Consider the following 7,745-nt stretch of genomic DNA (forward strand, 5'->3'; position numbering starts at 1 on the left):
GCGCACGTGCCGCTGCCCCACCCGGCCACCGACCTGCTGACCGGAACGGCCGCGGACCACCAGGTCACGCTGGCGCCGCAGGCGGTCGCGGCCCTGGTGGAGCCCTCTCCGAGCTCAGGAGCCACGCCGCGCCCTTGATCACCACGAGAGCCGGGCTGTCGCCCCCTCAGCGGGACAACATCCACAGCGCGTACGGCGTCAGCGGTTCGGTGAAGTCCCGCTCGCACGACATGCCCCACCACTTGTCCGGGTGGTTGCGGGTGAGCCAATCACCCTGACGGCGACAGTCGTCGAGCGTCGGATATCTACCCCACAAAATCCATTCGTCAGGAACAGCCTGATAGGTGTGCGCGCCGCTCGCCATCCTGGCCTGGGCGGCAGCGGGCGCCGCCGTCGCGGAGACCGCGGCGGCGGAAACGCACGCCGTGGACATCGCGGCCACGATGATGGCCTTCGTCATAAGTCTCACGTGAATGTCCTTTCGCCTATGCCCGACCGGCGACGGCGCATTTCGCCGTGGCGGCGGACTGCCGAAAACCCTGGACACAGTTAACCTGGCGGCCCTGTCGCGCGACTTTCGCCGCGCTGACCCCGGCGAGTACGGCGACCTCTTCGCGGCGCAGCCTCGGCACGCCCCGGTCGCTCAGGAGCCAGGGGCGAACGCGCCGCTCCTCCATCGCGCCAGCGTGTGGTCGAGATGGAAGTCGAAGAGGCCGGTCAGATCCACGGTGGGATCGAGCAGCCACTGGATCTCCAGGCCGTCCATGGTGGCGCAGAGCGCGCGTATCTCGGCCTCGGCCTGCGCGTCGGTCAACGGCGGGATCTCGCCCGTCTCCGCCGCCGCGAGCAGGCGTTTGACCAGCATGTTCACGATGCCCGTGTAGCGGTCCTGGATGAAGGCCCGCGCCGGGTGCTTCTCGTTGGACGCCTCGCCGGTGAGGTGGATGAACAGCTCCAGCAGGCCCCGGTGACGGGTGTGGTAGGCCATGAGGTCGCGCAGGCTGTCGAAGGTCGCCAGCCCGTCCCGCCCTTCGAGCCGGAGCGCGGCGGTCTCCCGCGCCCACCATTCGAGCACCGCGGCGAGCAGGTCTTCCTTGTCCTGGAAGTGGCGGAGCAGGGCTGCGGGTGACACCCCCACGTCCGCGGCGATCTGCCGCATGGACGCGCCGTTGTAGCCGCGCTCGCCGAAGGCCTTGGCGGCGGCGCTGACGATCTGCTCGCGGCGCCTGATGCCGCTCCGGTACGGGCCGCGCGGGGCCCCGCCGACGTTCGTCACCCTCCGAGCCTCCCACGGAAAATCTTCGGATCAACCTCTTGCGTCAAAAGCTATCAGGCGTTTACGTTTTGAGTCCCAAAGGTTAACACTCGATCACATTTCCCCGAGGGGCGCTGTGACGCCCAAGAGCAGGCGCGACGCCGTTGCTCGCGCCTTTGGAAGGACCACCGGATGATCGGCATCAACCCGCTACCCTGGCTGCTCGGGCCGTCCGGCCTCACGCTGGACGTCCCCACCCTGCGCACCGCCTTCGCCGAGATCGCCGAAGCGGGCTTCACCGCCGTCCAGGCCGACGTGCCCGAAGGCATGTCGGCGACTGCCTACCTCGCCCTCCTCGACGAGTACGGGCTCGCCCCCGCGCCCGGCTACTTCCAGGGCACGTACGAGAGCCCCGAGGCGATGCCCGGCCTCCTCGAACACGCCCGGCGGCACGCGGGAACGCAGGCCGCGCTCGGCATGACCGAGGTGTTCATCGCCTCCGCCCTCACCCCGGAACGGCTCGCCGCGCCCGCGACCGGGGCCGCGTACGACGCGGGCAGGCTCGCCACCCTCATCGAGAACCTCGCCACGACCTGCGCGGCCATCACCGCCGAAGGGCTGCGCCCGTGCCTGCACCCGCACGTCGGCACCTGGATCGAGACCGAGCGGGAGACCCGCGCGGTCCTGGACGCCATCGCCCCGGACCTGCTCTCCTTCGGCCCCGACACCGGCCACCTGCACTGGGCTGGCGCGGACCCGGCCGAGCTGATCACCCACTACCGCGACCGGGTCGGCGCGGCCCACCTCAAGGACGTCCACACCGCCGTGGCCCGGCAGGCCCGGGAGGCGGGCGCGGACTACCGGGAGGCCACCGTCGCCCGCCACCTGTGGACCGAACCCGGGCATGGCGACGTGGACCTCGAAGGGGCGCTCGCCGCGCTGCCCGAAGGGTTCGGCGGCTGGCTGGTGATCGAGGTCGACGTACCCGACCACGGCACGCCCAAGGACAGCGCGCTCCTGTCACGCCAGTGGGTCACCACCCACCTCACCACCGCGGAGGAGCGTCGATGACGATCGGCGTCGGATTCATCGGAGCGGGCCCGGTCACCCAGGCCATCCACCTGCCCGCAGTGGCCGGGCTGTCCGACCGGCTGCACGTGGCCCGCGTCATGGACGTGGACGAGGGCACCGCGGCCGCGGTCGCCGCCCGCGCCGGCGCCGCCCACGGCACCTCCGTCGAGGAGCTGCTCGCCGACCCGGCCGTCGAGATCGTCGCGGTGTGCAGCCCGCACGCCTTCCACGCCGAGCAGGCGGAGGCCGCCTGCGCCGCGGGCAAGAAGGTGGTCCTGGTGGAGAAGCCGCTGGCCACGACCATGGACGAGGCCCGCAGGATCGCCAAGGCGGCACAGGACACCGGAGTCCCGGTCGTGGTCGGCGCCATGCACACCTACGACCCGGCGTGGCTCGCCGCCGAGCGGCACTGGGGCGACCTGCCCGCCACCGCCCGCCGGGTGCGCTCACGCATCGTGCTCCCGCCCAACGCCCGCTTCGAGACGCTGGCCACCCAACTGCACGCCGAGCCGGTGTTCCCGGTGCGCGGGGGCGACCCGGCGGACCCGGCGGTGCGGGCCGCGTCCATCCGGGGCGCGATCCTCGGGCTGGCCATCCACAACCTCCCGCTGGTACGGCGCTTCCTGCCGCGCGTCGAGCGCGTGGACGTCGCCCGCCCGCTCACCCCGTTCGGCTACGTCCTCACCTTCCAGGGCGACGGGCGGACCGCCGAGCTCATCGGGTACCTGCACCTGGGCTGGCGGGAGGAGTGGAGCTTCGAGGTGTGGGGCGACGAGGGCGAGCTGCGGCTCGACTTCACCCCGTCGTACGTGCGCGCCGGCTCGGCCACCGCCGAGCTGCGCACCGCTGCCGGCCTGCTCGCCTTCGGCCTCGACCCCAACAACGGCTACACCGGCGAGTGGCGGCACCTCGCCGCCCTGGCCGCCGGCGCCGAACCGCCCCGCTACGCCGTGGCCGACCTCCTCGACGACCTCGCCTACGCGCTGGACCTCGCGGAACGCGCCGCCGACCGCCTGCTGCAAGGGACCGCCGCATGACCAGCACCACCCTCGCACCGCTGCCCGTCACGCTCGCCGGGAGCGCCGACCACCCCGCCGTCCACGCCACCCTCGCCTCACTGCCCAAGTACTTCCGCCTCGCCACCCCCACCGGCCCGATCAGCGGCCCGATCAGCGGCCCGACCAGCGGCCCCACCAGCGGCCCGACCTCAGGCGCGACCTCCGGCCCGACCTCCGGCGTGGTCACCGCCGTGCCGACCCTGGCCGCCCTGCGCGCCGCCCTCGCCGCCCGGCCGAGCGGCATCCTGCTCACCGGCGGCACGGCAGGCGAACCCGGCGGCAGCCCGCTCGGCGAGGTCACCACAGCTGTGCGCGAGCTCGCCGAACGCGCGGCGGCGGCCCGGGTCCCCGTCGTCGTGGCCGGGCCCTGGGCGCTCGACCCCGCTGTCACGGCCCTGGCCGGAGCCCTGGACGCGGAAGACGCCTCGCTGATCGAGGTCACCGCCACGGTCCCGGCCGGGAGCCACCCGGCCGGTGTCCTGCTCGACCAGCTCGCCCTGCTGCGTACCGCGATCGCCCCCGCCAGGGCCGTCGAGGTGATCCAGGCCGACGGGCACGGGCACCTCGCCCACGCCCTGGTCGGAGACGTGCCCGTGCACCTCGCCGCGGCCGTCTCCGGCCTGGGCACCCGGCGGGCGCGGCTGGACGTGCTGGGGCCCGCCGTCCAGTGGCGGCTCTCGTTCCCCGACCCCGCGACGGCCCGCCCGGCCACCGTCGTCCGCACCGACGCGGACGGCGAACGCCTGCTCCCCACCCGGTACGAGAGCGCCTGCCGCGCCGCCTGGCGCCACCTGCACGCCGCCGTCACCGAGGGCGCGGCCCCGCCGTACTCGCTGAGCGAGCTCGCCGACGACCTCGCCCTGCTCAACGCCTGACCGGGAGCGCGTTCCACGCCTGACCGGGAGCACGCTCCACGCCTGACCACCGGGCCCGCCCGCAAGGGCCCGCCGACAAGGCCCCGCCCACAAGGGCCGCCCGCAAAGGCCCGCCCGCAAGGGCCCACGCCATCGATACCCCCCTTGTTCCACCTTCGGAGGTCCCCGTGACCACACTCCCGACCCCGGCCGCGACCGGCCCCCACGACGCGCCGGCCGCCCCCGCGACCACCCGCTTCATCGCCCTGTACGCCTTCGGCCAGCTAGGACTCTGGGCCGCCCTGCTGACCCCGATCTCCGTGACCCTCTCGGTCAAGGTCGGCGCCATCGCCCCCGACACCAAGGCCGCCAGCCTCGGGCTCATCCTGTCCGTGGGCGCGTTCCTGTCCATGGCCATCACCCCCATCTGGGGCAACCTCTCCGACCGCACTACCAGCCGCTTCGGCCGCCGCCGCCCCTGGCTGGCGGGCGGCGCCCTGGCCGGCGCGGCGGGGCTGCTCATCATGGCGCTCGCGCAGAACATCCCGACCATTCTGATCGGCTGGTGCGTCACCCAGGCCGGCTACAACGCCGCCCAGTCCGCGCTCAACGCCATCAACCCCGACCACATCCCGGAGCGGCAGCGCGGACGGGTCTCCGGCGTCATCGGCCTGATGAGCAACGTCGGCATCCTGGCCGGCACGTTCATCACGAAGTCCGTCTCCGGCAGCACGTTCCTCATGTTCCTGCTGCCGGGCGTCCTCGCGTTCGTCGCGCTCGGGCTGCTGATCGCGTTCCTGCCAGACCGGCCCGCCGACCGGAGCACGCTCGGCCCCTTCCGCCCGCTAGACCTGCTGCGCAGCCTGTGGGTCAACCCCTTCGCCCACCGCGACTTCGGCTGGGCCTTCGCCGGCCGCTTCCTGATCTTCACCGGGAACGCGTTCAAGCTGACCTTCGGCTTCTATGTCATCACCGACCGCCTCGGCTACAGCCCCACCGAGGCCGTGTCGCTGGTCTTCACCGCCACGCTCGTGTTCACCTGCGGCTCGCTCGTCACGGCCACGGTCGGCGGCTGGCTGTCCGACCGGCTGGGACGCAGGAAGATCTTCGTGCTGGTGGCGTCCCTGATCATGGGCGTCGGCCTGCTGACCCTCGGCTTCACCACCACCTACCCCCAGTACCTGGTCGGCTCGCTGATCCTGGGCATGGGCACGGGGGCGTACATGGCCGTCGACATCGCGCTGGTCGTCCGGGTCCTGCCCAACCCCGACAACGCGGCGAAGGACCTGGCCGTCTTCCAGATCGCCAACTCGCTGCCCCAGTCGCTGGCCCCGCTGATCGCGCCGCTCTTCCTCACCATCGGCGGCGGTGACGACAACTACCCGGCCGCCTTCACGGCCGCGCTGGTGTTCGCGGTGCTCGGCGCCCTGACGGTGATTCCCATCCGCAAGGTCCGCTGACGCCCCTGCTGGGTAGGGGGCACCTCGTGAGGAACTTCACGCTTGGGCTGGTGGTGCACCCCGACCGGCCGGTGCAGGACTCCGTACGGCTGATCGTCCGGCACGCGCGGCGCAGCGGCGGCACGGTCGTCGCCCGCCGGTGCGACGCCGGGCGGGTGGGGCCGGAGGTCGAGATCGTCACGCCCGAGGAGTTCGTCGGACGGGTGACCGGAGTGGTCAGCCTGGGCGGCGACGGCACCATGCTGGGCGCGATGCGCCTGGTGGTCGGCCGCCAGGTGCCGGTGCTCGGCGTCAACCACGGCCACCTGGGCTTCCTCATCGAGGTCACCCCGTCGGAGCTGGAGCCGGCCCTCGACCGCATGGCCGAGGGCCGCTACACCCTGGAGCCGCACAGCTGCCTGGAGGTGGACGACCGCACGGAGTCCGGTGACACCGCGTTCAACGACATCGTGGTCACCGCCGCCGAGCCGCTGGCCAGCCTGTCCCTCGACCTCGAGGTCAACGGCCTGAGCCACGGCTACTACCGCGGGGACGCGGTGATCGCCTGCACCCCGACCGGCTCGACGGCCTACAACCACGCGGCCGGCGGCCCCATCATCTCCCCGTCCACCGAGGCCGTCGCCCTGACGCCGGTGGCCCCGATGTCCGGCATCAGCCGCTCGGTCATCCTCGGCAAGGACGATCACATCACGCTGCGCAACCCGTCGGCCGACGTGCCGCTGCTCTTCTCCGTGGACGGCACCCCCGCCCGGCCGCTCCGGCCCGGGGCCGAGCTGTCGGTACGGCTGCGCACGGACGCGGTGGACATCATCCGGCTCGACGCCGACACCTACGCCCAGCGCAAGCGCGTCAAGCTCAGCCTGCTCGACCTGCCGCTCAGACCGGACCAGCTCGTCGAGCTCATCCCGAAACCCCTGCGCGAGCAGGCCGAGCGCCTGCGCCAAACCATGCGCTAGACAGCCAGACCAGACCATGCGCAGCCCCGCTGGACCGTGCGCCGACCCGCTAGACCCGGACGCCGGCCTTCCGCCACACCTTCAGCAGCCGGCGCGCCGAGCCGCCGACGGGGCCGACCGCCTCGTACAGCACCTTCCGTGACACCGGCTTCGCCTGCGCCACGGCGCTCACGGCCTCGTCCGCGCCGGTGATCGTGTGCGAGCAGACGCTCAGCAGGTAGCCGGGGATGTTCAGGAGCGGGTCGGTGCAGCCCACCAGCGGGACGCCCACGGCCGCGACCACCGGGAAGACCGTGCCCGGGATGCCGATGGCCGCCTCGGCCCTGGCCGACGCCTGGACCGACGGCACGGAGCTGATCTCGTACTTCTCCCAGAGCGTGCGGTCCTCGCGCGGGTGCAGCCCCACGAGGATGTGCTTGCCCGCCGCCGCCAGCCGCTCGGCCGCGGCCAGCAGCAGCTCGGTGCCGGGGGCCGAGCCGCCCGTGCTGCTGGACTTGGTCACGCTGGTGAGCACCAGCACGGTGCCGGGCTCGGGGGCGTGCCTGGGCAGGTCGTCGGTCTGCGGGGTGCCCACCACCTCGATCTGGCGGCGCGTGCCCAGGTAGTCGTCGAACACCTTGGCCTCGGCGGGCGAGGACGCGCTGATCGCCCTGAGCCGGTCCCTGAACTCCTTCGCGCGCGGCGCCTCCACGGGCAGCTGGTACGCCAGCGAGCTCGCGACCAGCGGCAGCTTCGAGAACCGGGCGGCGCAGTCCGCCGGCCAGTCCCCGGCGCCCGTCACGATGAGCAGGTCAGCGTCAGGAGCGCTGTCCGGCGTCGCGACCGGCACCGGGTCGCCCGGCTTCACCCCCGACAGGTCGGGCACCAGTTGCGTGATCTCCCACCCGCGCCGCCGCGCCTCGGGGAGCAGCGGGGCCACGTGGTAGGTGCCCCACGGCTCGTTCGTGGCGATCAGAACCCGGGGCGCCCTCCCGAGGGTCGCCGCCTGGGCGGCGGCCTCTATATCCGGGGCGAGCCGGGCACACAGGTGCAGGCCCGCGGTGGACGGGACCAGCCGCAGCCGCTCGTCGCCCGCCAGCGTTTCGGCGATC

Annotated in this window: 8 protein-coding genes; 5 read left to right on the plus strand and 3 right to left on the minus strand. The window is 73.1% G+C overall.

Annotation, left to right across the window (positions count from 1 at the left end; translation table 11 throughout):
- Positions 1-166: 166 nt before the first annotated feature.
- Positions 167-469: a hypothetical protein gene (locus tag ABZS69_RS66670; RefSeq protein ID WP_355395474.1), complete on the minus strand. Its 303-nt coding sequence runs from the start codon at positions 467-469 to the stop codon at positions 167-169.
- 174 nt (positions 470-643) lie between these two features.
- On the minus strand, positions 644-1,276 hold the full coding sequence (locus ABZS69_RS66675; protein ID WP_355395476.1) for a TetR/AcrR family transcriptional regulator: 633 nt from the start codon (positions 1,274-1,276) through the stop codon (positions 644-646).
- A gap of 171 nt (positions 1,277-1,447) precedes the next feature.
- On the opposite strand from ABZS69_RS66675, the gene ABZS69_RS66680 reads away from it, so the two are divergent.
- The 5 genes from ABZS69_RS66680 to ABZS69_RS66700 all read left to right on the plus strand — a co-directional run bounded on the left by ABZS69_RS66680 (position 1,448) and on the right by ABZS69_RS66700 (position 6,654).
- The gene (locus ABZS69_RS66680) at positions 1,448-2,326 is read left to right on the plus strand and encodes a sugar phosphate isomerase/epimerase (RefSeq protein WP_355395479.1); all 879 of its coding nucleotides are present in this window, start codon (positions 1,448-1,450) and stop codon (positions 2,324-2,326) included.
- Positions 2,323-3,363, plus strand: a complete 1,041-nt coding sequence (locus ABZS69_RS66685) for a Gfo/Idh/MocA family oxidoreductase (protein WP_355395482.1) — start codon at positions 2,323-2,325, stop codon at positions 3,361-3,363. Before ABZS69_RS66680 ends, ABZS69_RS66685 begins: the two co-directional genes overlap by 4 nt.
- Positions 3,360-4,259 carry a hypothetical protein gene (locus ABZS69_RS66690; RefSeq protein WP_355395485.1) on the plus strand — a complete coding sequence of 300 codons (900 nt, stop codon included), beginning with the start codon at positions 3,360-3,362 and terminating at the stop codon, positions 4,257-4,259. The genes ABZS69_RS66685 and ABZS69_RS66690 overlap by 4 nt, the downstream gene beginning before the upstream one ends.
- A 167-nt stretch (positions 4,260-4,426) precedes the next feature.
- The gene (locus ABZS69_RS66695) at positions 4,427-5,698 is read left to right on the plus strand and encodes an MFS transporter (protein ID WP_355395487.1); all 1,272 of its coding nucleotides are present in this window, start codon (positions 4,427-4,429) and stop codon (positions 5,696-5,698) included.
- A gap of 26 nt (positions 5,699-5,724) precedes the next feature.
- Positions 5,725-6,654, plus strand: coding sequence for an NAD(+)/NADH kinase (locus tag ABZS69_RS66700; RefSeq protein ID WP_355395490.1), 930 nt, complete (start codon positions 5,725-5,727; stop codon positions 6,652-6,654).
- A gap of 49 nt (positions 6,655-6,703) precedes the next feature.
- Here the strand turns inward: ABZS69_RS66700 and ABZS69_RS66705 are convergent.
- The coding region (locus tag ABZS69_RS66705) for a hypothetical protein (protein WP_355395493.1) at positions 6,704-7,745 on the minus strand (1,042 nt) is incomplete at its 5' end.

It is taken from the genome of Nonomuraea sp. NPDC005650 (assembly GCF_040605375.1).
Classification (GTDB): domain Bacteria; phylum Actinomycetota; class Actinomycetes; order Streptosporangiales; family Streptosporangiaceae; genus Nonomuraea.